Source organism: uncultured Shewanella sp. (assembly GCF_947501225.1).
Lineage (GTDB): Bacteria > Pseudomonadota > Gammaproteobacteria > Enterobacterales > Shewanellaceae > Shewanella.
Map to the genome: position 1 here is coordinate 342,239 of NZ_CANMUW010000003.1, position 24,837 is coordinate 367,075.

Sequence of the window (24,837 nt, forward strand, 5' to 3'; positions counted from 1 at the left end):
ATAAAGTGGATAAATTAAAAATTCAGGCAAGTGAAGCACTTGCCGGTAATGTTGTTATATCTGGTGCAAAGAATGCCGCATTGCCGATTTTAATGGCCGGAGTGCTGGCTGAGACTGACTTTGTGGTCAGCAATGTACCTAATCTCAGAGATGTGAATACCAGTTGTGAGTTGCTTCGTTGTCTGGGCGCCGAAGTGACCCGCCTCGATAACAGCGAGATCCGTATCTCTACCCAATCCCTCAACGAGTTTTGTGCCCCTTATGATCTGGTTAAAACCATGAGGGCATCGATTCTGATCCTTGGGCCACTGCTTGCACGTTTCGGTACCGCCGATGTCTCATTGCCCGGCGGCTGTGCGATCGGTGCACGCCCTGTAAATCTTCATCTACATGGTTTAGAGCAGATGGGGGCGAAGATCGAGGTTGAAGAGGGTTACATCAAGGCTCGTGTCGACGGTCGGTTAAAGGGTGCGCATATCTTCATGGATATGATCAGTGTCGGCGCAACCGAAAACCTGTTGATGGCTGCGGCGCTTGCCGAAGGTGAGACGATTATTGAAAATGCCGCCCGCGAGCCTGAAGTCATTGACTTAGCGAACTGTTTGATTGCCATGGGGGCGAACATCGAAGGCGCAGGTACCGACTCGATACGGATCCAGGGTGTCGAATCTCTTAAAGGCTGTCACTATCGTGTCATGCCGGATCGTATCGAAACCGGTAGCTTTCTTGTCGCTGCCGCCGTGACCCGTGGCCGCATTCGTTGCGTTAATGCCGATCCCTCTACCTTAGAGGCCGTACTGGCTAAGCTGGAAGATGCCGGGGCTCAGGTAACCACAGGTAGTGATTGGATTGAGCTGGATATGCAGGGTAAAAGGCCGAAAGCCGTTAATATCAAGACGGTACCTTACCCGGGGTTCCCGACCGATATGCAGGCTCAGTTCTGTCTGTTGAACGTGTTGGCCGAAGGGACTTCGACCATAACCGAAACGATTTTTGAGAACCGCTTCATGCATGTTCCGGAACTTATCCGAATGGGCGCTAACATGGAGCTGGAAGGCAACACCTGTATCATACAGGGCATCGAAAGGCTCAACGGCGCGCAGGTGATGGCGACCGATCTCAGGGCTTCTGCCAGCCTGGTCATCGCCGGACTCGTTGCCGATGGTACGACGATAGTTGACCGTATCTATCATCTGGATCGTGGCTACGAACATATCGAAGATAAGTTCAAGGGCCTGGGCGGCCATGTAGAGCGCACCCAATAGTCCTGCGGCCATCTTGATATGAAGCCACCGATGATCTCATCGGTGGCTTTTTTTTGCCTGTACCACCCGGTCACATCTTTATCGTGATGGGTATCAGATCACTATGAATGTTAGCTGTTTGTGGTAAGTTCGGTTTATGCCGACATTTATTACCTTTAATATCTATCTGTTTTACGGCCTGGTATTTTTTTCGATAGGCTGTGTGGTTGTATTTCGAAACTTCAAATACAGTCAACTGAAAATCGCCCCCATCCTGTGGGCGCTGGCGCTGTTTGGCTTTTCCCATGCTTTTCATGAATGGTCGGAGTTATACCTGCTGGTATTCAGCGATGATATACCCGGCAAGTTTCAGATAATGGCCGAGTGGCTCAGGCTGTTGAAGTTGTTTCTCTCCTACGCTTTCTTGATGGTGTTTGCCTGGCTGCTATTCGGTATCGGCTCCAGGTGGGTCGCTAAGGTTGGACACAGTGTGGTTACAGCGACGCTTCTGGCTTACTTAGGCACCGTTATCTACTTTTCCCATGCTATCTATCTCGCCGAAGATACTTTCAGAGAAGCCACCTTCTATACCCGTCTCTTCTTAGGTTTCGGCAGTGCCCTTCTGGCTGCAATCGGCATCGCTCTCTATGGCTATAAGCTGATGCGGGAGCAGCATCAGTATGGCAGTTACTTCATAGCAACCGGGGTTGGCTTGCTCTGCTACGGGGTGATGTCGGGTTTAGTACCGACCGATCTGCATCACAGCATTCCTGTGTTCAGAACCTTAGCCGGGGCTTTGATTCTCGTGACGCTGTTTAAGGCATTAAAAGTGTTCGATATCGAGAAAGAGTTAGCCACAGAGGCTAAGCTTAAACGCGCTATCGAAGCCGATAAGTATAAAGCCATTGGTCATCTGGCCATGGGGATGGCTCATGAGATCAACAATCCTCTGGCTTCATCTACCTTAGCCCTTGATATATTTCAGCGAAAGTCTCCGGATTTGGATGAGCAGCAACTGGAATATATTAAGCGGATCGGTCTTGGGATCGAGCGTGCCTCGGAGATCAGTAAGGAGCTACTCGCCTACGCTCGCCCGGCAAAGGGGGACACCTCTGTCGTGTCTCTTTGTGAGGTCATCAGCGCCTCCATTCACCTCCTGTCCCATAAGCATCACAGCCACAGGATCAATATCCAATGCGATGAAGGTATCACCATGATAGGGCAGAAGGTTAAGCTGGAGGAGTTGCTGATCAATCTGCTCACCAACTCCATGGATGCCTCTCAGTCTGGCAGCGAGATAGCCATTAGGGTCGGTGAGTGCGACAGATATGTTAAGTTGACTGTTGAGGATTGGGGCGCAGGGATGGATGCTGAGAGCCTGTTAAGGGCTACAGAGCTGTTTTACTCTACCAAGCCGATAGGCCAGGGCACCGGACTTGGTCTTGCTATATGCGAGCAGATAGTGGCGCTTCACAGGGGAGTGATGAATATCACGAGTGAGCAAGGTCAGGGGACACGGATCGAGATCTCCTTCCCGAAGTCGGATTGATACGAGAAAGAGGGGGGAGTCAGGCCTCCCTTTTCCGGCTCTGACATTGGCCGGAGAGGTAAACGACCCTGTTTGCCCCAAGTTTGGTACCCGTTCAATAACCAGTGGTTGGACAGGACGTTATCTCAATAATTTGATATGGTTTTGCATCATAATTGCTGTTGCTTTTTAAGGGAGTGGTGAATGACATGTGTGTTGATTGCGGAAGATGATACGGATCTTCGCACGAATATGGTCGATATTTTAGAGCTCGACGGCTTCGAGGTGGTAGCGGTCCCCAGCGCCGAGGAAGCCATTCTGGCCTGTAAGACTCACTCTTTCGATATCGCCTTGATGGATCTTGTGATGTCGGGGATGACAGGTGTAGAGGCCATCTCTAATCTGAGGCAGGAAAATCCCTTCATGGCCGTAGTCATTGTCACAGCCTATGCCACCGTTGATACGGCGGTGGATGCAATGAAGAAGGGGGCCGACAGTGTGCTGACAAAGCCATTTAAGAGTGCCGATCTTATTATGACGATACGGCGCAGCATAGCCGAAAAGCAGCTGCTTAAATCCAATTCAGACATAGACTCAGACAGTGTCTACTCTGCGCTGGCTAATCCGCTGCGTCGTGAGACATTAAAATCGTTGGGCTGCCATAAAGAGCTGAAATTTATGGATCTGTGTCGTCTGGTTGGCGTGGAAGATCATACTAAGTTTAACTTCCATCTGCGTCAGCTTAAGAAAGCCGGCCTGGTGATGCAAAACGAGAGGAAGATCTATATTTTGACAAATACAGGTCAATTTGTGTTACAACATCATAACCTTTCCTAGTGCGTCAAATCCTTTTAAAACAATGTCCTACCTAAATCATGATAACTATAGTTCACAACTTTAATCAGGTTGTGAACTCCCCTTATCTATCCCTTTAGGGGTAACTCCTCAATACTGGATACATGTCCAGAGAGACATATTAATCGCCCTCCCTGCAATGTTGGCGATATCAAAAAAGCCAAGTGAGGATGAACTTATGAACGCACATATTCCATATAAAAAATTAATACTCGCCAGTATGATAACCATGTTGGTTGCTTGCGGTAGTGACAACGATAATGGTGAAACACCGCTACCGGTAAATAATGCCCCGGTGGCAGTAGGTGACGCCGCTACGGTCACCGTATCTGAAGTTGTGACCATAGATGTATTGGCCAATGATACCGATGCCGATGGCGATAGCTTATCTCTGGTATCCGTCGACTCAGATAGTGCGGTTATCAACAATGGGAAAATTGACTTCACTGCAGGTGAAACGGCAGGCGAAGTTAAGTTTAACTACACCATCACCGACGGTACCGATGAGGCGACGGGTGAAGTTACCGTAACGGTCGAAGCCCTGCCTGAGCCTGAAGTTCTCGCTTATGTCGGCTCTGCAGCCTGTGCAACCTGTCACAGTGGTAAGCATGAAACATTCTCTAAAACGGGTCACAACTTTAAGATCCTTAAAAATTCAGGCAATGAGCAGCCTGCATTCCCTTACACTCCGGAAGCAACCATTACCGGCGCTATCGATCTCTTGGTCGACTCAACACCTAACAACGATCTGGGTGCACCAACAAGTTACGATGAGGTCTCCTATACTGTCGGTGGATACCATTGGAAGATGCGTTGGTTAGATGCCGACGGTTACATCGTTACCGGTAACAATGTTCAGTATAATATTCGCAATGCGGCCGGTGAGTTAAATATTCCGGATAACCATCCGGGCGATGCCGATGTTATGGGCGATTACAAGAGCAGTGAGTTTAATTATAAATATAGCTGTGGTAACTGCCATACAACCGGTTGGAAGCGTACGACCGATGTAGCCGGTGGCGATACACGTAATCCGGATCGTCAGGACGGTCTTCCAGGCATGAACGGTACTTTTGCAGAGCAGGGCGTTCAGTGTGAATCTTGTCATGGTGCGGGTAGTTTCCATGTCAAAGCACCGTCTAAAGACAATATCACCAAGATTGCAGTTGCACGTACTACCGATGATTTCTTAGCCGAAGATATGGCTTACGGTAAGGCGGTAACCTGTGCCGAGTGTCATACCCGTGACGGTGAGAAAGATTATCCATCATTTGTCAGCGCTTATAACGGTGCCTTCCCCAACGGCAGTAAAGTGGGTGGCCGCATCATCTCAAGTGGCGGACTATCAAAGCATCACCAAACCGCCGATGAGATGTTAGGTGTTGTTCCTGAAGACCATGGTACTTATAAAGCCGGTGATGAAATTGGTCCTAAGAGTGACTGGTCATGTACTACTTGTCATGATTCTCACAAGTCTACCGTGAATAAAGATAGTGCCGATGGCCTTCACACCGGAGCAGTTAAAGCCTGTACAGACTGTCATACTGATAAAGAGTTTGCTCAGAATACACATGCTGAAACTTTCCATGCAGCGGCCGAATGTACAGACTGTCATATGCCGAAACTGGCTAAGAGTGCTATTAAGACCGCACCAAGACAGGGTGGAGCAGCAGTAGTCTTCGGTGATGTGAAGTCTCACCTGTTCACTATCGACCTGGACCCAACTGCTAAGCAGTTCACAGAAGATGGTAAGTACCAGATGCCTTGGGCAACTGCCGAGTTCACTTGTGGTAACTGTCATGCTGACTATAACGAGAGAGCCGTGGCTCTGCCTAAGATTCACAAGTAATTACTATAACTATAATCGTCTGTTAATTTAGTTCCTTTCCCAACAAGCCACCCCATATTGCAGGGGGTGGCTTTTTTTTATTTCCTGTCTTGTCCCGGAATGAAGCTAGCCAGGAGCTACTATATTCCTCATGTAGGAGCGGCTTTAGCCGCGAATGTTTGAGGAGCTAGGAACCAGGGGCTCGGACTCACCATGAAACTTTATTAATTATTTTACCGGCCTGATTCGGCTAATCTATAGAGACAAACGTTGAGATGGAGTTATCTATGAATATATGGTTGAGGGTGGGGGTATTAGTTGTGCTGCTTGTCGGTGCACTACTCTGCTATGGGGCGAGTTTCTCGACCGGGGCGATAGTTTTCATTGTGTTGGGAGTAGTGTTTGAGCTTGCATTCTGGGTTGGGCTGTTTAAAACGACGACGCACAACTCTTAACTGTATTCTTGTGCAAGCTTGAGTTCTGAGCGGGGTGGGCGCTGAGCTGAGAAAGCGGCTCGAGGAGGAAGGAAAAAGCTGCCACCCGATGATGAGCGGCAGCCCGTATGGCTAACTAATATTGCAGGGCTTACTGCTCTGCTGCTGAGATATTCTCACCTATGATGACCGGGACTTCGTAGTACTTGCCCTTACGGATAATCGTCATCGTTACCTGTTTACCCGGTGTCGTTTCGGCAATTCTATCCATCAGCATCTCAACGCCGGGTACGATTTCGCCCTCATACTTAGTGATCACATCTCTCGGTGCCAGCTGAGCCAGAGCCGCCGGTCCCTTGGGATCTACGCCAGTTATCATGACACCGGTCAGATCGGGAAGGTTGAGTATCTGAGCCATCATGGAGCTGATGGGTTCACCGGTAATACCTAAGGCACCACGTATCACACGGCCATCTTTGATAAGCTTCCCCATAATGCTATGGGCCAGCTTTATAGGGATGGCGAAGTTGATGCCATGTCCACCGCCCTCTCCACCGATCTGGAATGCCGCCGTGTTGATGCCGATAAGCTGGCCGCTGGTATCGATCAACGCCCCTCCTGAGTTACCCGCATTAATTGCCGCATCGGTTTGCAGGAAGTCGAGATAGCCGGAGCTCAAGCCGTTACGTCCCGTAGCGCTGATGATGCCCTGGGTGATGGTTTGCCCAAGGTTATAGGGATTACCTATGGCCAGCACGACGTCACCGACCTGGGCCGGTACATCCAGGTTAATCGGGACGATTGGCAGATTTCCCCCCTCAATCTTCAGTACCGCGAGATCTGTGATGGAGTCAGAGCCAACCACCTCCGATGTGAACTTTCGGCCATCCTGAAGGGCGACAACGATCTCGTCGGCCTTCTTTATCACATGGTAGTTGGTGAGAATATAGCCCTCATTACTCATGATAACGCCGGAGCCAAGGCCCTGTAGCGAACCCGAGTTCAGAGGTCGGTTACGGTTAACACTCAGGCTGTAGATATTGACCACCGCCGGTGCGGCCCGGCGAACGGCATTGGAAAAAGAGAGCTCGAAGCCATTATCGCCACGTTTCTGGAAAAAAAGATTCGATGTGTCCTTATTGCTCAACATCGGGGTAACAAACAGAAAGACAGCAGCCATTATCAGGCCAAAGATAACCGCCTTGCCGACATATAATAGTGTGTCTTTTAGAGCCATATTGGGAAGATGCAGATAAAATTTGAGCTAGATTAACATGTTTAGTGCTAATAAGCATAAAGGATAAGCATGAAGGGGGCTCCCTCATGCTTATCGACTAAGTTAAAGCCGGGGGCTATGCCCCCGGTTCAGGTCGTTATCACCTTAGTACCAGATAGAGGCTGCTCTTGCCGCGCTTTAGCTTAAGGGCAACAGCGCCCTGCTGCTCTTTGAGCGCTGCCTTGAGAGACTTGAGATCGTCGATAGAGGAGCGGTTAACACCGACTATGATATCCCCCTTTTGTAAACCGCTGGCTGCGGCAGGTGAGTTTTGAGCCACATCGGTTATCTCTACACCACCATCTTTATTCTCTAAGCTGGCACCCGCGAGCATAGGATGAACGGCACCGGCAGCAGTTTCAGTCGTCTGACTGGCTTCGCCCAAAATAGCCGTAACTGTCTTTTCATCCCCATCTCTGATCAAGCCGAATTTTACCTTCGCGCCGGCGCCCATGGTTGCGACCTTGGCCCTGAGCTCCTGGAAGCTCTTTATCTTACGTTCATTGACGCTGGTGATGATATCACCGGCCTTGATCCCCGCCTTATCAGCGGCACTATCAGCCATAACCTGATCGACAAAACCACCATGCTGGGTATCTAAACCGAATGCCTGTGCCAGTTCGCTGGTCAGATCCCTACCCGATACTCCCAGTACGCCACGACGGACCTCACCATGTTCGATGATCTGATCGACTAAGTTATTGACCATATTGGCGGGTATGGCGAAGCCTATACCCACATTGCCGCCGCCAGGGGCCACAATCGCTGTGTTGATCCCGATGAGATCGCCATTTAAGTTAACCAGGGCCCCACCTGAGTTACCGCTGTTGATGGCCGCATCTGTTTGAATGAAGTTTTCAAGCATCTCGATACCGAGTCCGGAGCGACCCATAGCACTGACAATGCCCGAGGTTACAGTTTGGCCCAGGCCAAAGGGGTTACCGATCGCGACCGCAAAGTCACCGACTCTGAGTTCATCCGAGTCGGCACGTTTGACGGCAACCAGATTGTCGGCTTTTATCTGTATGAGAGCGATATCGGATTCGGCATCGGATCCGATCAATTCAGCTTCGATCTCCCGTCCGTCATGCAGACCGATGAGTATCTCATCGGCACCCTCGATGACATGGTTGTTGGTAACGATATAACCTTTATCGGCGTCGATGATCACCCCTGAGCCTAAACCACGGAAGGGGCGCTCCTGAACTTGCTCTCTTGGAGCGTTAGGGCCGAAAAAGTAGCGGAACGCATCGGGGATCTTTTTCTTGGAAACATGGGTTCCGGATACGGCGACCGCAACTACTGCCGGAGTGGTGCGTTCGAGCATAGGTGCCAGACTAGGTACGCTCTGTCCATTTACGGCCATTGGAATCGCGGCCTGGGATGTTGCAGGCATCATGGTCAGCGATGCTGTAAGAATGGCTGCGGAAAGTAAGCTTAATTTTGTTTTCATCTATTCATGGCTCCAATATCAGAAATGGAATTATGATCTCTTGTTTATAACATTGTCATTTCAAGAGATATTAAAGGTCAATTGTTACTGATTCCGACTCTAAGCATAGGATGAAAGTTCATGTTTATTAACAAAGGTTAATTATTTTGATTTATGATGATGACATTGTCGCCATCAAGCTGCTCATCGGCCTCGCTCAATGGTGCATCCGATGGCTCTGCAGCGCTAAAAGTCGGCAAAGGTTTTGCCTTGTTTTTTGGGGCTAGGGTATTTGCCGCCTCATTCCACTGCTTATTGACCTTGTTTAACTGCTCTGTGAGTTCGGCAAGTTGTTTATAGTGTCCCTCAAAATGGTCGGTGACCTCCTGCTTATGCTGGCTCAGCTCCAGACGTGTCTGCTCCAGTGCCTTTCCCTTACTGGTGGACTCATGATTACGGGCAACTATGGTTCTGCCTACATAGCCTAACACTATGCCTAACACAAAAGTTGCAATGACTAACGGCCATTCCATATAACACTCCTCTGTGATGCAGTTATGAACATCACTAATAAAATATCACTTACAAAACTAAGTACATTGGCGAATCTTGCCATGATACCATATATAGTTACAGCCTATCGGTAGCGTGAGGTTCCCCGAGCGGAGCCTCAATGGCATACCGTTTTAAATAAGAATAATGAGTCCTGCAATTTATGTTGCCCAATAGATGGCGCCAATGCAGGAGCGATTAACCACTCTGAGCGCAGTTACCTCTGACGGGCTGGATCCGGCGTGTTGCTGTTGGTTAAAGATAGTAGTGAACTCAGGGATAAAAGAGAATATTTTACGTGTCCGATTTAACACCATGGCAGCATTACCAGCAAGACTTAAGCCGAGATGACTTCTCTCACGACAGCGCTCAGGAGCAGGCGGTCAGAAGCTTGCAACGTGTATATGATGAGTTGCAGCTCCTCAATGCCAAGCCCGGTGTATTTGGTCGGTTAACCTCACTGCTGGGGACCAAGCCTCAGGCGGTTCAGGGACTCTATCTGTGGGGAGGCGTTGGGCGCGGTAAAACCTATCTTATGGACACCTTCTACGACTCTCTTCCCGGTAACAGGAAGCTAAGGGCCCATTTTCATCGCTTCATGCACCAAATTCATAGTGAGCTTGATGGGTTGAAAGGGCAGAGAGATCCCTTGCTGATCATTGCCAAGCGGATGTCTGAGCGATATCAGGTCATCTGTTTCGATGAGTTTTTTGTGTCAGATATTACCGATGCCATGTTGCTCGGCACCCTGTTTCAGGCCCTGTTTAAAGAGGGGGTAGCACTGGTTGCAACCTCAAACATCATCCCCGATGAACTCTATCGAAACGGCTTACAGAGGGCGCGCTTTCTGCCAGCTATCGCATTGATTAACAAACATTGTCAGGTCCTTAATGTTGACTCAGGGATCGATTATCGCTTACGTACCCTGGAGCAGGCTGAGATCTATCACTTTCCACTCGACGCCCAGGCCGATGATAACCTTCTTACCTATTTCGACAAGCTGGCTCCGGAATCTGAGGTGTCTGATGCGGATATCGATGTCGACGGCAGAAGTATCAGTATCCGAAAGCAGGCGCAAGGGGTGCTGCTCGCCGGTTTCAGGGAGCTTTGTGATGGCCCCAGAAGCCAGAGAGACTATATGGAGATCGCCTGTCTCTACCATACCGTGTTGCTCAGTGGTGTAGAGCAGATGGGGGATAAGCAGACCGGTGACGATATTGCGCGCCGTTTCTTAGCCATGGTCGACGAGTTTTATGAACGTAACGTAAAGTTGATCATCTCGGCAGAGGTGTCGTTGGAGGAGATCTACAGCGATGGTCTGCTCAGTTTTGAGTTCAGGCGTTGTCGTTCGCGTTTGACCGAGATGCAATCTCATGATTATCTGGCTTTAGAGCACTTACCCTAAGCGAAATAGCTATTTATCTGAGTTTGCCTGGCCGCCTCCTGGCGGGAGAAGCGGATTTTATTGCGTTGTCGAGATTGTTAAAGCCGAAGCAAGCCGATGATTACACGGCCATAGCGCCATACTCCCGATAATCTTTTAAGCCTATTTTGAGCATATTGGGTGTGTAGACGAACAATGCAGATAATTTTAGTAAAAATTAGGTGATTTTTAGCTCAGCTTTGACTATAATCCGCCACCTGCCCTCGTTACTCCATCGATATGATGGAATTGTAAAGCCTAATTCTTTGCTCGAAGGGGCGGGGAATGGCACTATTTGTGTTTTTGCCAATATTGGCAATGACATGTGAGACAGAATTTTTAACATTGGGTTTTTGTAAAATGAAGACTACTTTTACTGCTACACCAGAGACAGTCACTCGCGAGTGGTTTGTCGTCGACGCCGAAGGTAAAACTTTGGGTCGTATCGCTACTGAAATTGCTACACGTCTACGTGGTAAGCATAAGCCAGAGTATACGCCTCATGTCGATACCGGCGACTACATCATCGTTATCAACGCTGAGAAAGTTGCTGTAACTGGTAATAAAGCAAAAGGCAAAGTGTACTACTCGCATTCGGGTTTCATCGGTGGCATCAAGCAGATCACCTTTGAAAAGCTGCAGGATCATAAGCCTGAAATGATTATCGAGAAAGCAGTTAAGGGTATGTTACCTAAAGGTCCTTTAGGACGTGCCATGTTCCGTAAGCTTAAAGTTTACGCTGGTACAGAACATAACCACGCTGCACAACAACCTCAAGTTCTTGATATCTAAACGGGATTAAGCTAATGGCTGCAACTCAGTACTACGGCACAGGCCGTCGCAAAACATCTACAGCTCGCGTATTCGCTAAAGCTGGTAGTGGCAACATCGTTGTTAATCAACTTCCACTAGATCAGTATTTTGGTCGTGAAACTGCTCGTATGGTTGTTCGTCAACCACTAGAGCTAGTTGAAATGACTGAAAAACTAGACATCTATGTAACTGTAAAGGGCGGTGGTATCACTGGCCAAGCAGGTGCAATCCGTCACGGTATCACCCGTGCACTGATGGAGCTTGATGAAGCTCTACGTCCATCTCTACGTGCCGCTGGTTTCGTTACCCGTGATGCTCGTAAAGTTGAGCGTAAGAAAGTTGGTCTACGTAAAGCACGTCGTAAGCCACAGTTCTCAAAGCGTTAATATTTACGCTACCGAGAGTTCAAAAAACCCAGCTTTTGCTGGGTTTTTTATTGCCTGAAATTTACAACTGCAACTCTTCTCTGTTTTTCCCTGCCTATTTTGTTACTCTAAACTCATACCGATTGGTATTCGTCGATCGTTCTGGATTGGAAACACTTAATTATGTCTTTGCAGCTAATCATGATTGCCCTGGGAATTGTGCTGATTATCGAAGGAATCGGACCTCTTTTATTTCCTAATCGATGGAGAGCCTATTTAAAAGAGATTTCCAATCAAAATCAGCAACTTCTGCAACGTTTGGGTGGTGGATTAGTAACCGCAGGCATTGTTTTGTTGATTATTTTTTCATAAAAAACTTGCCTATGGCCCCTAAAGATCTGCTAAAATCCCGTTTTAACCACTACCGTACAGCAAATAATGGGCAAAAACGTCGTAGTTCTCGGCACCCAATGGGGTGACGAAGGAAAGGGTAAGATAGTCGACCTACTTACCGAACAGGCAAAATATGTCGTTCGATACCAAGGTGGCCACAATGCGGGTCATACTCTGGTAATCGATGGTGACAAAACCGTTCTTCATCTTATTCCATCAGGGATCTTACGTGATAATGTGAAATGCATTATCGGTAATGGCGTGGTACTTGCACCTGACGCCCTGATGAAAGAGATAAACATGCTTAAAGAGCGTGGTGTTCCTGTAGAGGAGCGTCTGCTTATCTCTGAAGCGTGTCCACTCATCCTTCCATTCCATTGTGCTCTGGATGTTGCCCGCGAGAAAGCGCGTGGCAATAATGCTATTGGTACAACGGGTCGTGGTATCGGTCCTGCGTACGAAGATAAGGTTTCACGCCGTGGTCTTCGTGTTGGTGATCTGTTTGATGCAGAGCTATTTGCAGAAAAGCTGAAAGAGGTGATGGCTTATCACAACTTTATGCTGACCGAATACTATAAGTGCGAAGCGGTGTCTTACGAAGAGACATTGAAAGATGCGCTTGCAATCGCCGACTACCTTAAGAGTATGTGCGTCGACGTGACTGAGCTTCTGGATCAGGCGCGTAAAGCGGATGAACCTATTCTGTTTGAAGGTGCACAGGGTACATTGCTCGATATCGACCATGGTACTTATCCGTTTGTAACCTCTTCTAACACGACCGCCGGTGGTGTTGCGACAGGTTCCGGATTCGGCCCACGTCACCTCGACTATGTCCTGGGTATCATGAAGGCTTACACCACTCGTGTCGGTGCCGGTCCTTTCCCGACTGAGCTCGATAACGAGATCGGTGAATACCTGGGGACTAAAGGTCATGAGTTCGGTGCGACTACCGGTCGTAAGCGTCGTCCGGGTTGGTTAGATGTGGTTGCGATGAAACGTGCCGTTCAGATCAACAGCGTAAGCGGTTTCTGCCTGACTAAGCTCGATGTCCTCGATGGTCTGGAAGAGGTTAAGATCTGTGTCGGTTATCAGTACCCCGATGGCAGCATTGCCACCGTGACACCGCTTGCGGCCGAAGGCTATGAGCAGGTAACACCGGTACTGGAAACTATGCCTGGTTGGAGTGAGAACACCTTCGGTGCGACCTCGATAGATCAACTGCCTCAAGCGGCTTTGAACTATATCAAGCGTCTGGAAGAGCTGTTAGAAACACCAATCGATATTATCTCAACGGGTCCCGACAGAAACGAGACCATGATTCTTGTGAATCCGTTCAGTTAATAGTTAGAGGCCGCATAAAGCGGCCTTTTTATTGCGCTTTAGCTACGGCGTAAACCGGCGTGCCAAATTCAGGTAGGGCTCAAGAAATGCGTTATACTGCCGATGAGATCAAGTATCGATGAGACAGAATACTTAAGATAGTTCAGAGTATCCTGTCTGATCACTACTTATATGAATGAATTTGTTGTTGAGAGAATCCATGATAAGAGAAGTGCTAAAGGGTTCGATTGGAACCGTACAGCGGTATCTGCTGGTTGCGATACTTTCGTTATCGCCACTGCTTAGCTGGGCCGAAACTAAGGCGTTAGATATCTATAGTCAGGAGCAGCTGATCGAGCTTATTCGTACGAAGCAGTATCTCACCCGGGTACAGGGTGATGATTGTCAGCTGGTTCAGGATATTGAAGCCAGAGCCGAAGTACTGAAACTACCGCTCTATCAGTACTTATGGGCAGAGATGCTCAATTATGGGATCTGTGTAAAGGCGAACCCACCCAGAGGGATCTCCCTGCTGCGAAATTCTGCAGAGCAGGGCAGTGCCGAAGCGATGGTGAGAATTGCCGAGTATTACCATGACGGTAAATTTGTGATCCAGGATAAAGAGCGTGCGATTCATTATGTTTTGCCCGCAGCAGCCAATGGCGATCTGCCGGCCCGTATGATGTTAGTCAGGTTGTTTGGTGAAGGCTATGGTAGTCCCAGAGACTACGAGATGGCTTATCACTGGCTGTATAACGATGTATTTAGTGATGTGGCGACCAAGAATGAAGCCATTGAATTATTGAAGGTGCTCGAAGAGAAGATGCCGCCCAGCTCAGTAGCCAGGGCAAAACAGGAGCACCTGAGATCCCGTAAATAGTGCCAATTACAGATAGCTGATTGGTGTGTTCCAGAATGTTCTGGACAAAAATTTGAGATATTGAATGATCAAAGATCCGCATTTGAAGCGTGAACAAGAAAATTACGAAAACCCCATTCCCAGCCGCGAGTATATTTTAGAGTACTTGCGCTCCGAAAAGTCACCCCTGAATCGTGAACGTATAGCGACAGCGCTTAAGCTCGAAGGCGAAGAGCAGCTTGAAGCGCTGCGAAGACGCCTGCGCGCCATGGAGCGAGACGGCCAGTTGGTGTTTACCCGTGGTCAGTCCTACGGATTACCCGAGAGAATGGATCTGTTAAGTGGCACCGTTATTGGCCACAGGGATGGCTTTGGCTTCCTTAAGCTCGATGAAGGCGGTGATGACCTCTTCATTAATAACCGTGATATGTTGATGTATTTCCACGGTGACAAGGTGCTGGCGCAGAAGGCCGGTGTCGATCGTAAGGGGCGCCGTGAAGCCAGGTTAGTGCGTCTGGTACAACAGAGAACCGCCGCATTGGTTGGCCGATTCCACCTCGACTCGGGCATGGCCTTTGTCATTGCCGATGACCGCCGGATCACTCAGGAGATCCTCATCCCAGATGAGGACCGTAACGGTGCCCGTCAAGGCGACGTGGTCGTGATAGAGCTCACCCGCAGACCGGGACGTTATGTTAAGGCCGCCGGTAAAGTTACCGAAGTGCTGGGTAAGCAGATGGCGCCGGGGATGGAGATCGAAATTGCGCTACGCAACTACGATCTGCCTCACACCTGGTCGGGTCTGATAGAGAAGAAGCTGAGAGCGATACCCGATGAAGTGCCGGAGAAGGATAAAGAGGGGCGGATAGACCTACGCCATCTGCCTCTGGTGACTATCGATGGTGAAGATGCCCGCGATTTCGATGATGCCGTATATGCCGAGACGAAAAAAAGCGGTGGCTGGCGTCTGTGGGTTGCCATTGCCGATGTGAGTCACTATGTGCGGACAGAGTCGGCGCTCGACAGAGAGGCACGTAGCCGGGGTAACTCGGTTTATTTCCCCTCCCAGGTGATCCCTATGCTGCCGGAGAAGATCTCAAACGGATTATGCTCCCTGATGCCAGAGGTCGATCGCTTGTGTATGGTTGCCGAGATGACAATATCGGCTGCGGGTAAACTGTCGGGTTACAAGTTCTATCCTGCCGTGATGCATTCTCATGCCCGTCTTACCTATACCCAGGTGGCGGACATGCTCGAAGGTGGCGAGGTGAGTGATAAACTCAAGCCTATCTTCCCGCATCTTCAGACGCTGCAGTCGCTCTACCTGACACTGGATGAGACCCGCGCCGCTCGAGGTGCCATCGCATTCGAGACGACTGAGACTCAGTTCATTTTTAATGATGACAGAAAGATAGACAGCATAGTGCCAAGGAGCCGCAACCAGGCCCATAAGATCATCGAAGAGTGTATGATCTTAGCCAACGTCGCCTCGGCTAAGTTTGTCAAGAAACATAAGGGTGAAGTGCTCTATCGTGTGCACGAAGCGCCGTCGGAGCAGAAGCTCACTAACTTCAAGGATTTCCTTAAAGAGCGCGGTCTGACGCTCAATGGTGGTCTGGAGCCTGAGCCCGCCGATTACCAAGCTCTGATGGAGCAGGTCGCCGACAGACCCGATGCCGAGCTTATTCAGGTGATGCTGCTTCGCTCTATGCGTCAGGCAACCTATACGCCGGACAATGATGGTCACTTCGGTTTAGCCCTTGAAGCTTACTCTCACTTTACCTCACCGATTCGTCGCTATCCGGACCTGATATTGCATCGTGTCATCCGTTATCTGTTAGCGAAGGAGCGTGGAGAGGCGAAAGATAAGTGGACCCCCGATGGCGGGTACAACTATCAGATCGAAGATCTGGACCTGTTAGGCGAAGAGTGTTCGACCACGGAAAGGCGTGCCGATGAAGCCACACGCGATGTGAGTGACTGGCTCAAGTGTGAGTTTATGCAGGACCATGTGGGTGACACATTCGAGGCTGTCATCGCCTCCGTGACCCATTTCGGCATGTTTGTTCGCTTAGATAAGCTGTTTATCGATGGCTTAGTTCATATCTCCAGTCTGGGCAGCGATTACTATCAGTATGATAATATGCGCCAGCGTCTGGTGGGTGAAGCCTCCGGTCAGGTGTATCAGCTCGGCGATGCGGTAACGGTTAAGGTTGCCGGAGTTAACCTCGATGATCGTCAGATAGATCTCATGATGGAGGCCGATGCCTCCCGTAAGCCTCGCTCCCGTCGGGGGAAGAAACCTATGACGGCCAGAGAGAGAGCCAATATCGAAGGGGCTAAGCTGTCTGCCGACAGAGATAAGGGTGACAAGCCTAAGGGTAAGCGACGCGGCTCGGGTAAGGATAGTAAAGCCGGCTCGAGCAAGGCTAAGTCCGGCTCGGCGAAGCGATCCGGCAGAAAGAGTACGGCAAAGAAAACATCAGTTAAGAAGGGGGCAGTAAAGAAAACTGGCCCTAAATCGACTTCTAAAAAGAAGAGTTCAGCTAAGCGTAAGGCGAGTAAGTAACAGATGAAAAAACAAGATATCACCTTTGGTATTCACGCTGTCGAAGCGGTACTAAAACACAGCCCCGAGCGTGTCATCGAGCTTTGGATACTCCAGGGCCGTGATGATCAGCGTCTGACCCCGATCCTGGAGATCGCGGCGCAGTATGGTGTATCGGTACAGCAGGCGTCACGAAAAGTGTTAGATGATAAGTCGGGCAGTGGCCAGCACCAAGGTGTGTTAGCACGCGTCAAAGCTGTCAAGCAACTTAATGATAATGATCTGGCCGCATTGGTAGAGAAGACGCAGACGCCTTTCCTGCTGATCTTAGATGGGGTAACAGACCCGCATAACCTGGGTGCCTGTCTGCGTAATGCCGATGCCGCCGGCGTGCATGGTGTCATCGTTCCACGTGATAACTCTGTAGGCCTGACACCAACGGTCAGCAAGGTTGCCTGCGGCGCCGCAGAAGTGGTGCCACTGTTTCAGGTGACAAACCTGGCGCGCACCATGAAGAGTCTGCAGGAGAAGGGCGTATGGATTGTCGGTGCCGCCGGTGAAGCCGAGCACGATCTCTATAAGGCCGATCTTAAAGGCTCTCTGGCGATTGCCATGGGAGCCGAAGACAAGGGACTACGCCGTTTGACCCGCGAGAGCTGCGATTCACTGGCCTCGATTCCTATGTCAGGCTCTGTGTCCAGTCTGAACGTCTCGGTCGCAACCGGTATCTGCCTGTTTGAGGCTGTACGACAAAGAATAGGATAAGTTTCTGAAAACTTAACTATCGTCATTTTGGGGCTTGTACTCCATAATGTATCTAATGCCGATGTGGTCGATGCCCCATCGGCATTTTTGTGTCTGGAACACTTATGCCAATTTCCCATGGAAGGAGAGAAATTGGCTTTGTTTCGGCCTCATGGGCCGTGATTACTTTTAGGGATTTTTTAGCGTTAACCTTTATGGTTATGAATAGCCTGCGGCTCGCTTATGTGCAGATGCTTCTTCGGGACGGTGAATAGAAACCAGAGGTTTCTGTGCTTATGAACGAGAGGGCGAATATGGTGAAAACCATTTGCTATGAACGTGAGACAAGGATGTTGAGCTGGCATTTATGCAGGAAGCAATTGGATGCCGAACTGGCTTTTAGATATGTATATCGTTGTGGACCCTTCCTTGGGCGCTCTGCGATTTCAAACTACCTCCCTGTTTAACTGCCAGTTCGATATCCCTATCTCTCGGTCGGAGAGTTTCACCTTGTGAAACCTCGCCATGCCATCAACGTCCGTGGCCGCATCTACACCTAGATATTCAAAAGAAGAGTTCCTATCTTCGATTTAGCTTTATTCATTTCTTAGTTAAGCCTTATGCAGACCTCATAAACCCCGATGCATATTTTTATCGGACAGTTCTGAGTGTTTTTATTAACGAAATGAAAAATAACTTTTTTGCAGCAATGAGTTGTAGATGATAGCTTTACCTAACTGAAAACGCGGCCAAGAGTATTATCGTGCTGCTATTGAATAAGCCGTTATTCGTCTAGGAGGCATCGGTGTTTTTTGAAATCTTTATGTTGGCTTATTTTCCAATAGGTACATTTTGCTTGAACAAGTGGCGAAAGCGCATCTATACATCAAGTCGTGAACGAAGAGGTTTGTATCTATTAGTTTCGATTATCATGGCTGCAGTGCCATTTATTTACGTTAGTAGTATTCAAGTAGAACGTACCGCTTTAGGTGTTGTACTTGTAGGTATTGGCTTGTTCTGGTTTGCTATTGTAGGTTCTCGTAGTTCAGTCACATAACAAGATAATAAGTAAGGATAAAAAGGAGTTGGCTGTTTTCGTTTCTTAATATTCTAGCTAACAATTTTTTGCCCATTATTAGAGCTTATAAACCATAGGGAAGTGTCGTGAAAAAATTTTTTATTAGTGCAATACTCGTACTTAGTTCTAGCGTATCAGCCAACGCATATAAGAGTGAATTTGTTGATGTTTCCATTCAAATTCAAGAAGGTAAAGAAAGTTTCAGGCTCGTTTGTCAACCCAAAGTGCCTGTAGGGGAGCTACCCAAAAATTGGGTTAGCTCTTGTAATGATATTGGCAAGAAGCTTTTGGAGTTAGCTGTCGACAAAGGAATGAAAGTAGCATTAATTGACAAAGTATTTGGTATGGCTGGTGATTTTGCTCAAAAAGCTTCTAGTGAGCTACCAAAGAATATAGTCCCCAAACAAATTGTTAGCCGGGAGTTTGGAGGTTAACGGTTTATAACAAGGCAATTAAATAGCGGACTCGTAACAGTAAGATCGATTCCGTTTCGCTTCACATCTTAACCAACTATTACTGCGGAGTTACCGGATATTCGATTGCCATATTTTTCCTAATCTAAATCTCACGGGCTAGAGGAAAAGCTCTAACGTAGGTTTGTCCCAAAATGAGTTGTAACAGAAGACTTTAAATCTAAAAGACAAACACTTAGATATAAACGCGGCTGTGACTACTCATCGTATTGATACATCCTTTTGCAGTCTCTGCTATGTCACCTACTGGTGAACATGGCATCTGTAGCTATTTAGATGCTGCCAAATCGAAGAGGTAGAATATCGAGTGTAAGTGGACTCGAGGACTTCGATTTCAGGGATGAAATCGTAGAGCGCCCATGGAAGGGTTTACAGCGTGACGAGAGGGCACTTACACATAACCCCGCTGGAGGCGATTGATATCAAAGAGGTTCGGCTACCAATATCAGAGTAAACGTCAAAGTTAGCCAGATGAACCCACGGTAGATATTTCAGCAACTTGAAATCCGACAAGTCACTCATCGACAAGAAACTATCAACTTACTGGAATGTGTAGAGTAAGTTGAAGGTGGTTATCGTGTCTGTCTGCTTGGTGCCTTCGGGAACCACATCTGTGTACTTGACGTTGACCCCTATCTTGAAGGCCCAGTCCTGGAACAGGGTGTTCTTGTAGTTCATGTCTAAGGTGAGGGTGCTGTTGTCTTCACCGGCTTCGGCGGTGAGGTCGGCATTGAGACTGGTGTACTCCTGAAGCTTCTGCTCGAACTTTATCGCGGTACGTAGGATCACGTCTCTGTTGGCTTCGGGATCGGGTTCGGCGTCTGTCTCTATCGGCATGTTATAGCGGTAACCGGGGCCGACTTCCAGACTGAGTTTGGTGCTGTGATCGGATATGGCATCGAAACCATAACCGGTCGATACGGTCGATATCTGAGTGTAACTACCGAAGCGATCTATGGTGAAGTCGCCGCGACCGAAGACATAACCTCCCCCCAAGTAGGCGGTATCATTGTCGAGCTTGTAACTGGACTGGATCTGAATGTCGTACTTCTCTGAGGTGGTTTTTTCATCATCTGCCGCAAAGTAGGCCTTTACCGTCCCCTCCTGCTTCATCTTCTTCGTATCGTAGACGAGTTTAGTTCTGCCATTAAAGCTTGTGGAGTCGGTGTTACCGGTATTGAGTTGAAAGCCCGCTTCTACTTCGGCGGTAAAGTCACTTGGTGGCTCTTGATAATCCGGTGGAACTAAGGCCTGGGCCGACATAGGGAGTGTTAAAAAAAGTGCTGCTATGGCTCTAAACATCATTTTCTTACTATTATTTTTTAATGCGGTGAGGTTCTACTTTGGCGAGCCAATATCATACCTATATTGCCAGGCATCGGCAAAGTGAATATTGCCAGAAAACGGTTGAATTAATGCTTCGCTTTGTGTAATATTCCGCGGCTTAAATCAGTCACTTTATTTAGTTCCTTGCCTCTATTTGGTCTGACTGAGCCAACAACGAGGCTAGATAACCGTAAGGAGCAAAAAATGCGTCATTATGAAATCGTATTTTTGGTTCACCCTGATCAGAGTGAACAAGTACCTGGTATGATTGAGCGTTACACGGGTATTCTTACCCAAGCTGGCGGTCAGATCCACCGTTTAGAAGATTGGGGCCGTCGTCAACTGGCTTACCCAATTATCGAACTGCACAAGGCTCACTATGTTCTTATGAACGTAGAAGCAACTGCGGAGTCGGTTGAAGAGCTAGAAACAGCTTTCCGTTTCAACGACGCTGTTCTGCGTAGCATGGTTATGCGTACTAAAGCTGCCATCACTGAAGCATCTCCAATGGCTAAAGCGAAAGACGAGCGTGATTCACGTCGTTCTAGCGAAGGCGAGCGTCGTAGTGCGCCTGCTGAAGCAACTGAAGAAGTTAAAGAATCAGCTGAGTAAGTTTTTCTGTGGCCACAAACCATTTGGTGTTATCGGGAACGATTACTCGTTCCAGAAGCTTTAAAAGCCCGGCAGGAATCGCACATAGTGTCATCATGTTGGAACACAAGTCGCAGTGTTATGAAGCAGAGATGCTTCGAAACGTATACTGTCAGATGCAAGTGATTTTTAGTGGCGAACGCTTTCAAAGCGTTACAGAACAACTGAAAACCGGTGTGGATATCGAGGTTCAAGGCTTCATCGCTCTTCAACAGAGCCGAAATGGTCAGAATCGCTTGGTATTACACGCTGAAAATGTCGAATTGAAAAATTAGGAGACTGTCACATGGCACGTTATTTCCGTCGTCGCAAGTTCTGCCGTTTCACTGCAGAAGGTGTTACAGAGATCGATTACAAAGATATCGTAACTTTGAAGAACTATATCACTGAAAGTGGTAAAATTGTTCCTAGTCGTATCACTGGTACAAATGCTAAATATCAACGTCAACTAGCTCGCGCTATCAAGCGTGCTCGTTATCTTTCTCTACTGCCGTACACTGATCTTCATCAGTAATACCGCATAAATTTAGAGGAATTAATAATGAACGTTATTTTACTTGATAAAATCGCTAACCTAGGAAACCTAGGTGACCAAGTTGCAGTTAAAGCTGGTTACGCACGTAACTACCTTCTGCCACAAGGTAAAGCTGTTGTTGCTAACGCTGCTAACACTGAAGTTTTTGAAGCACGTCGTGCTGAATTAGAAGCTAAGTTAGCTGCTGACCTGGCTGCTGCTAACGAGCGCGCTGAGAAGATCAACGCACTTGAAACTATCGTTATCGCTTCTAAAGCTGGTGACGAAGGTAAGCTGTTCGGTTCAATTGGTAACCGTGACATCGCTGACGCAGTTACAGCTGCTGGTGCTGAACTTGCTAAGAGCGAAGTTCGTCTTCCACTGGGTGCTATCCGCACTACTGGTGAATTCGAAGTTGAAGTTCAGGTTCACACTGAAGTTAAAGCTATTGTTAAGCTTTCTGTTATTGCAGAAGACTAATACATTAGTTTAAAGCTAAAGGACTTATATGCTCAGGCATTGAGTTTGCAGCTTTAAAAGAAAACACCGCACTAATCTGATTAGGCGGTGTTTTTTTATGGCTGGAATATACTGAGCTACGAGCTACGACATTTCCCGTGTAGGAGCGGCTTTAGCCGCGAATGATTCAGGGACTAGATACAGGAGTGGGTAACGTTAGGCTGATAGGGCCGCGTCGGTTCCTGTTCCCGACATAAGCGACATTCCCACCATTCATGGTGGTCAGATGGCTTTATCTTTCCTGTTAGAGCGAAGCTCATCTAATAGGCGAAGCCGTCCGCGGAGCGATAGGCCAAAGGCCGTCATCTCTGTTTTTATATCTGTTTCTGGAAAGTTCAGGGCCTGGGAGTCAGGCCCCTCCAATCTTAATTTCTGACCAGCTCCAACTCCTGGAGCAGGTTATCTGCGTGGTCGACCTCATCCATCATCCATAGGATGTAGCGGAAGTCTACATGTACGGCACGGGTAATGGTTGGGTTGAAGAACCAGTCTTTAGTGATCGCTTCATAGGTGGAGTCGAAGTTCAGCCCCACCAGTTCGCCCTTGCCGTTAAATACCGGCGAGCCTGAGTTGCCGCCCGTGGTATCGACACTGGAGAGGAAGTTAACCGGTACCGAGTTAAACTCTTGTGGCTTATCCTGGCATGAAAACAGCCTGCATATCCAGGAACTTGGATCTTTGATCACAGAGTCTACCTTATGAGTTCCATAGCGCTGCTCAGCGATGGCATCGAGTACCTTCTTCGGTGCGTTGAAGGGTTCAACACCTGTGTGCTTAGCGGCGATCCCCTCAAGGCGTGTGAAAGGCTGCTTATAAAGTGCATCACGGGACTGATAGCCGTCAACCATGCCGTAGGTGATGCGCAACGTGCCGTTTGCATCCGGGTATACCGGCCAGCCATTGGCTTTGTTGTAGGCGATGACAGCCTTCATATAACCGGGTCTTGCCTGAGAAAGCTCACCAAGCAGGGTCTTCTTCTGCTTCTCCTGTGCCATATTGCTGTCATAGAGGGCGACAGCCAGGCGTATGAAGGGGTCAGAGCTTGTTTCAAATGCCTCGGCATCTGCCTGCATCCAGGCGAGACGTTTATCTTGATCCGTCAGTGAGGTAAGGGAGTAGAGACCATCGAGCTTATCAGACAGGCTTACGGTTTTGTCGTCAAAGTTGAGCATGGCGTCGAATGCGTCAACGCGGTTCTTCTGCTCCATGTAGGCATTAAGATCTTGTAACCATAATCTCTTATCTACCGAGATATCGAAGCTGGAATCGATACGTTTAAGGCGTGCCTTAAACATCTTCATGTCCCGCTCCTGATAACCCTCTTCACGCTCGCTGTCGGGCTTGGTTTTCTCTTTTGCCAAACGGTAGAGCTTATTGGCAACGCCGAGCAGGGCACTGGACTGGGCATTTTCGAAGTAGTAACGAGACTGCATGCCGGTGCGTTTTTTATCTAACAGAGATTCAAGTTGCTCGAACTGGGTTTGATAGGAACGGTAGGTGGCATCGCCTGCAAGCCATTGCAGGAACGCATCTTCACGACTCTGCTTGATGCCGGTAATATCTGTGGCTCTGAATCCGTCGAGCAGGCCGTTATACTTCTTCATGCGGTTAGCCATAGAAGCCAAGGTTCCCGCATACTTAATTGCCACATCCGGATCGGCATCGCCCATAGACGCTATGGTATCGATGCGAAGCTGGTAGCGTGAGGCGAGGGTGGGGTATAGCCAGTCACTGGCAAACTGCAGCTCACTGGTTAAACGGTAACGACTGGTGGAGCCCGGGTAGCCGGCTACGAAGACACCATCACCGGCTTTTACGCCATCGGCATTAATCTTCAGGTAACTCTTGGGGGTATAGGGGATATTGTCTTCGGAATAAGCGGCGGGTTGACCGTCTTTACCCACATAGGCGCGCAGGAAGGTGAAGTCACCCGAATGACGCGGGTACTCATAGTTATCGATATCGCCGCCATAGGAGCCCACGCTCTTTGGTGGTGCATAGACCAGGCGTACATCTCTGATGATCAGCTGTTTGATCAGGTAGTATTCGAGCCCGTTGTGGAAGCTGCGAACCGAGCAGCGGTAGTTCTCATCGCTCTCACACTCTTTGATAAGCGATTTTCTGTTGGATTGGATCTCTTCGTAACGTATCAGAGGGTCCTGGCTCAGGTTTTTTGTGACCAGGCCGGATACATCGGTTACCGCTTCTGTTATGTAGAGACGTTCGTTCGGACCCGCCGATGGCTCGGCACTTTTACTCTTCGCCAGAAAGCCATCGGCAATGTAATTGTGCTCTTTTTTACTATTATATTGAATGGCTCGGTAGGCGCAGTGATGGTTTGTGACAACTAAGCCTTGGGGTGACACGAAACTGGCGGTACAATACCCCAGCCCTACAACCGCATTCATTGGATATTGAGTGAGATCGGCAAGTTGTTTTGCTGGTATCTCAATGCCTCTTTCGTTAAGTTTCTTTGCGATAGAGGGCATTTGATAAGGTTGCCATTGGCCCTCATCTGCATGTGCGTCGATAGATGCCAATACGACACCAGATGACAGCACCACTGCTGAGATCAATGCATTGCGCATGTTCGTTCCTTGTTTCTGTTGTATGGAGAGGAACTCATGGGTTCCGTTTTTGTTTGATCACGTTTTATACCATA

Annotated in this window: 24 protein-coding genes; 19 read left to right on the plus strand and 5 right to left on the minus strand. The window is 48.5% G+C overall.

Annotated features, from left to right (window positions below; all coding sequences use genetic code 11):
• The first annotated feature begins 5 nt into the window (after positions 1-5).
• The 5 genes from murA to Q1B47_RS07095 all read left to right on the plus strand — a co-directional run bounded on the left by murA (position 6) and on the right by Q1B47_RS07095 (position 5,910).
• Entirely contained in the window at positions 6-1,265 is a 1,260-nt protein-coding gene (murA, locus tag Q1B47_RS07075) for a UDP-N-acetylglucosamine 1-carboxyvinyltransferase (RefSeq protein WP_299790814.1), read from the plus strand.
• Positions 1,266-1,401: 136 nt separating this feature from the next.
• Positions 1,402-2,793: a HAMP domain-containing sensor histidine kinase gene (locus tag Q1B47_RS07080; RefSeq protein WP_299790817.1), complete on the plus strand. Its 1,392-nt coding sequence runs from the start codon at positions 1,402-1,404 to the stop codon at positions 2,791-2,793.
• Positions 2,794-2,976: 183 nt separating this feature from the next.
• Positions 2,977-3,609, plus strand: a complete 633-nt coding sequence (locus Q1B47_RS07085; protein ID WP_299790819.1) for a response regulator — start codon at positions 2,977-2,979, stop codon at positions 3,607-3,609.
• A 196-nt stretch (positions 3,610-3,805) separates the two neighbouring features.
• Positions 3,806-5,476, plus strand: a complete 1,671-nt coding sequence (locus tag Q1B47_RS07090; protein WP_299790821.1) for an Ig-like domain-containing protein — start codon at positions 3,806-3,808, stop codon at positions 5,474-5,476.
• A 266-nt stretch (positions 5,477-5,742) separates the two neighbouring features.
• Positions 5,743-5,910: a hypothetical protein gene (locus Q1B47_RS07095; RefSeq protein WP_299790824.1), complete on the plus strand. Its 168-nt coding sequence runs from the start codon at positions 5,743-5,745 to the stop codon at positions 5,908-5,910.
• 130 nt (positions 5,911-6,040) lie between these two features.
• Here Q1B47_RS07095 and degS read toward each other — a convergent pair whose 3' ends face one another.
• The 3 genes from degS to Q1B47_RS07110 form a co-directional block, all read right to left on the minus strand.
• Positions 6,041-7,126, minus strand: coding sequence for an outer membrane-stress sensor serine endopeptidase DegS (degS, locus tag Q1B47_RS07100; RefSeq protein WP_299790827.1), 1,086 nt, complete (start codon positions 7,124-7,126; stop codon positions 6,041-6,043).
• A gap of 139 nt (positions 7,127-7,265) precedes the next feature.
• Entirely contained in the window at positions 7,266-8,618 is a 1,353-nt protein-coding gene (gene degQ / locus Q1B47_RS07105; protein ID WP_299790830.1) for a Do family serine endopeptidase DegQ, read from the minus strand.
• A gap of 137 nt (positions 8,619-8,755) precedes the next feature.
• The gene (locus tag Q1B47_RS07110; protein WP_299790833.1) at positions 8,756-9,130 is read right to left on the minus strand and encodes a DUF1043 family protein; all 375 of its coding nucleotides are present in this window, start codon (positions 9,128-9,130) and stop codon (positions 8,756-8,758) included.
• A 317-nt stretch (positions 9,131-9,447) separates the two neighbouring features.
• Here Q1B47_RS07110 and zapE point away from each other — a divergent pair, with 317 nt between their 5' ends.
• From zapE to Q1B47_RS07160, 10 genes are all read left to right on the plus strand, one after another.
• Positions 9,448-10,554 (plus strand): cell division protein ZapE, encoded by a 1,107-nt coding sequence (gene zapE / locus Q1B47_RS07115; protein WP_299790836.1) that lies wholly within the window; start codon positions 9,448-9,450, stop codon positions 10,552-10,554.
• Between the two features lie 378 nt (positions 10,555-10,932).
• Complete coding sequence (gene rplM, locus Q1B47_RS07120) at positions 10,933-11,364, plus strand: 50S ribosomal protein L13 (protein ID WP_012326805.1); 432 nt, start codon at positions 10,933-10,935, stop codon at positions 11,362-11,364.
• A 14-nt stretch (positions 11,365-11,378) separates the two neighbouring features.
• Positions 11,379-11,771: a 30S ribosomal protein S9 gene (gene rpsI / locus Q1B47_RS07125; protein WP_076415846.1), complete on the plus strand. Its 393-nt coding sequence runs from the start codon at positions 11,379-11,381 to the stop codon at positions 11,769-11,771.
• Between the two features lie 162 nt (positions 11,772-11,933).
• Positions 11,934-12,122, plus strand: a complete 189-nt coding sequence (locus Q1B47_RS07130) for a DUF2065 domain-containing protein (RefSeq protein WP_126508167.1) — start codon at positions 11,934-11,936, stop codon at positions 12,120-12,122.
• Positions 12,123-12,188: 66 nt separating this feature from the next.
• Positions 12,189-13,484, plus strand: a complete 1,296-nt coding sequence (locus Q1B47_RS07135; RefSeq protein ID WP_299790858.1) for an adenylosuccinate synthase — start codon at positions 12,189-12,191, stop codon at positions 13,482-13,484.
• A gap of 199 nt (positions 13,485-13,683) precedes the next feature.
• Complete coding sequence (locus tag Q1B47_RS07140) at positions 13,684-14,343, plus strand: tetratricopeptide repeat protein (protein WP_299790860.1); 660 nt, start codon at positions 13,684-13,686, stop codon at positions 14,341-14,343.
• 64 nt (positions 14,344-14,407) lie between these two features.
• A complete protein-coding gene (rnr, locus tag Q1B47_RS07145) occupies positions 14,408-16,891 on the plus strand; it encodes a ribonuclease R (RefSeq protein WP_299790863.1) in 2,484 nt (827 codons plus the stop codon).
• Between the two features lie 3 nt (positions 16,892-16,894).
• Positions 16,895-17,635 carry a 23S rRNA (guanosine(2251)-2'-O)-methyltransferase RlmB gene (rlmB, locus tag Q1B47_RS07150; protein WP_299790866.1) on the plus strand — a complete coding sequence of 247 codons (741 nt, stop codon included), beginning with the start codon at positions 16,895-16,897 and terminating at the stop codon, positions 17,633-17,635.
• Positions 17,636-18,419: 784 nt separating this feature from the next.
• Positions 18,420-18,671 carry a hypothetical protein gene (locus tag Q1B47_RS07155; protein ID WP_299790869.1) on the plus strand — a complete coding sequence of 84 codons (252 nt, stop codon included), beginning with the start codon at positions 18,420-18,422 and terminating at the stop codon, positions 18,669-18,671.
• A 107-nt stretch (positions 18,672-18,778) separates the two neighbouring features.
• On the plus strand, positions 18,779-19,126 hold the full coding sequence (locus Q1B47_RS07160; RefSeq protein WP_299790872.1) for a hypothetical protein: 348 nt from the start codon (positions 18,779-18,781) through the stop codon (positions 19,124-19,126).
• Positions 19,127-19,705: 579 nt separating this feature from the next.
• On the opposite strand, the gene Q1B47_RS07165 is transcribed toward Q1B47_RS07160, so the two are convergent.
• Positions 19,706-20,467, minus strand: coding sequence for a YdiY family protein (locus Q1B47_RS07165; protein ID WP_299790999.1), 762 nt, complete (start codon positions 20,465-20,467; stop codon positions 19,706-19,708).
• Positions 20,468-20,695: 228 nt separating this feature from the next.
• On the opposite strand from Q1B47_RS07165, the gene rpsF reads away from it, so the two are divergent.
• The 4 genes from rpsF to rplI are packed head-to-tail and all read left to right on the plus strand — an operon-like array spanning position 20,696 to position 22,136.
• A complete protein-coding gene (gene rpsF, locus Q1B47_RS07170; protein ID WP_126504669.1) occupies positions 20,696-21,103 on the plus strand; it encodes a 30S ribosomal protein S6 in 408 nt (135 codons plus the stop codon).
• 8 nt (positions 21,104-21,111) lie between these two features.
• Positions 21,112-21,417 (plus strand): primosomal replication protein N, encoded by a 306-nt coding sequence (priB, locus tag Q1B47_RS07175; protein ID WP_299790877.1) that lies wholly within the window; start codon positions 21,112-21,114, stop codon positions 21,415-21,417.
• A gap of 11 nt (positions 21,418-21,428) precedes the next feature.
• Positions 21,429-21,656, plus strand: coding sequence for a 30S ribosomal protein S18 (gene rpsR, locus Q1B47_RS07180; protein ID WP_005497284.1), 228 nt, complete (start codon positions 21,429-21,431; stop codon positions 21,654-21,656).
• A gap of 27 nt (positions 21,657-21,683) precedes the next feature.
• On the plus strand, positions 21,684-22,136 hold the full coding sequence (rplI, locus tag Q1B47_RS07185) for a 50S ribosomal protein L9 (protein WP_299790880.1): 453 nt from the start codon (positions 21,684-21,686) through the stop codon (positions 22,134-22,136).
• 404 nt (positions 22,137-22,540) lie between these two features.
• Here rplI and Q1B47_RS07190 read toward each other — a convergent pair whose 3' ends face one another.
• Positions 22,541-24,763, minus strand: coding sequence for a S46 family peptidase (locus Q1B47_RS07190; RefSeq protein WP_299790883.1), 2,223 nt, complete (start codon positions 24,761-24,763; stop codon positions 22,541-22,543).
• Positions 24,764-24,837: the final 74 nt, after the last annotated feature.

Coding starts and splice junctions, on each gene's coding strand:
- Q1B47_RS07080 (WP_299790817.1), top strand. CDS start 1,402: ATGCCGACATTTATTACCTTTAATATCTATCTGTTTTACGGCCTGGTA.
- Q1B47_RS07085 (WP_299790819.1), top strand. CDS start 2,977: ATGACATGTGTGTTGATTGCGGAAGATGATACGGATCTTCGCACGAAT.
- Q1B47_RS07090 (WP_299790821.1), top strand. CDS start 3,806: ATGAACGCACATATTCCATATAAAAAATTAATACTCGCCAGTATGATA.
- Q1B47_RS07095 (WP_299790824.1), top strand. CDS start 5,743: ATGAATATATGGTTGAGGGTGGGGGTATTAGTTGTGCTGCTTGTCGGT.
- degS (WP_299790827.1), bottom strand. CDS start 7,126: ATGGCTCTAAAAGACACACTATTATATGTCGGCAAGGCGGTTATCTTT.
- degQ (WP_299790830.1), bottom strand. CDS start 8,618: ATGAAAACAAAATTAAGCTTACTTTCCGCAGCCATTCTTACAGCATCG.
- Q1B47_RS07110 (WP_299790833.1), bottom strand. CDS start 9,130: ATGGAATGGCCGTTAGTCATTGCAACTTTTGTGTTAGGCATAGTGTTA.
- rplM (WP_012326805.1), top strand. CDS start 10,933: ATGAAGACTACTTTTACTGCTACACCAGAGACAGTCACTCGCGAGTGG.
- rpsI (WP_076415846.1), top strand. CDS start 11,379: ATGGCTGCAACTCAGTACTACGGCACAGGCCGTCGCAAAACATCTACA.
- Q1B47_RS07130 (WP_126508167.1), top strand. CDS start 11,934: ATGTCTTTGCAGCTAATCATGATTGCCCTGGGAATTGTGCTGATTATC.
- Q1B47_RS07135 (WP_299790858.1), top strand. CDS start 12,189: ATGGGCAAAAACGTCGTAGTTCTCGGCACCCAATGGGGTGACGAAGGA.
- Q1B47_RS07140 (WP_299790860.1), top strand. CDS start 13,684: ATGATAAGAGAAGTGCTAAAGGGTTCGATTGGAACCGTACAGCGGTAT.
- rnr (WP_299790863.1), top strand. CDS start 14,408: ATGATCAAAGATCCGCATTTGAAGCGTGAACAAGAAAATTACGAAAAC.
- rlmB (WP_299790866.1), top strand. CDS start 16,895: ATGAAAAAACAAGATATCACCTTTGGTATTCACGCTGTCGAAGCGGTA.
- Q1B47_RS07165 (WP_299790999.1), bottom strand. CDS start 20,467: ATGTTTAGAGCCATAGCAGCACTTTTTTTAACACTCCCTATGTCGGCC.
- rpsF (WP_126504669.1), top strand. CDS start 20,696: ATGCGTCATTATGAAATCGTATTTTTGGTTCACCCTGATCAGAGTGAA.
- rpsR (WP_005497284.1), top strand. CDS start 21,429: ATGGCACGTTATTTCCGTCGTCGCAAGTTCTGCCGTTTCACTGCAGAA.
- rplI (WP_299790880.1), top strand. CDS start 21,684: ATGAACGTTATTTTACTTGATAAAATCGCTAACCTAGGAAACCTAGGT.
- Q1B47_RS07190 (WP_299790883.1), bottom strand. CDS start 24,763: ATGCGCAATGCATTGATCTCAGCAGTGGTGCTGTCATCTGGTGTCGTA.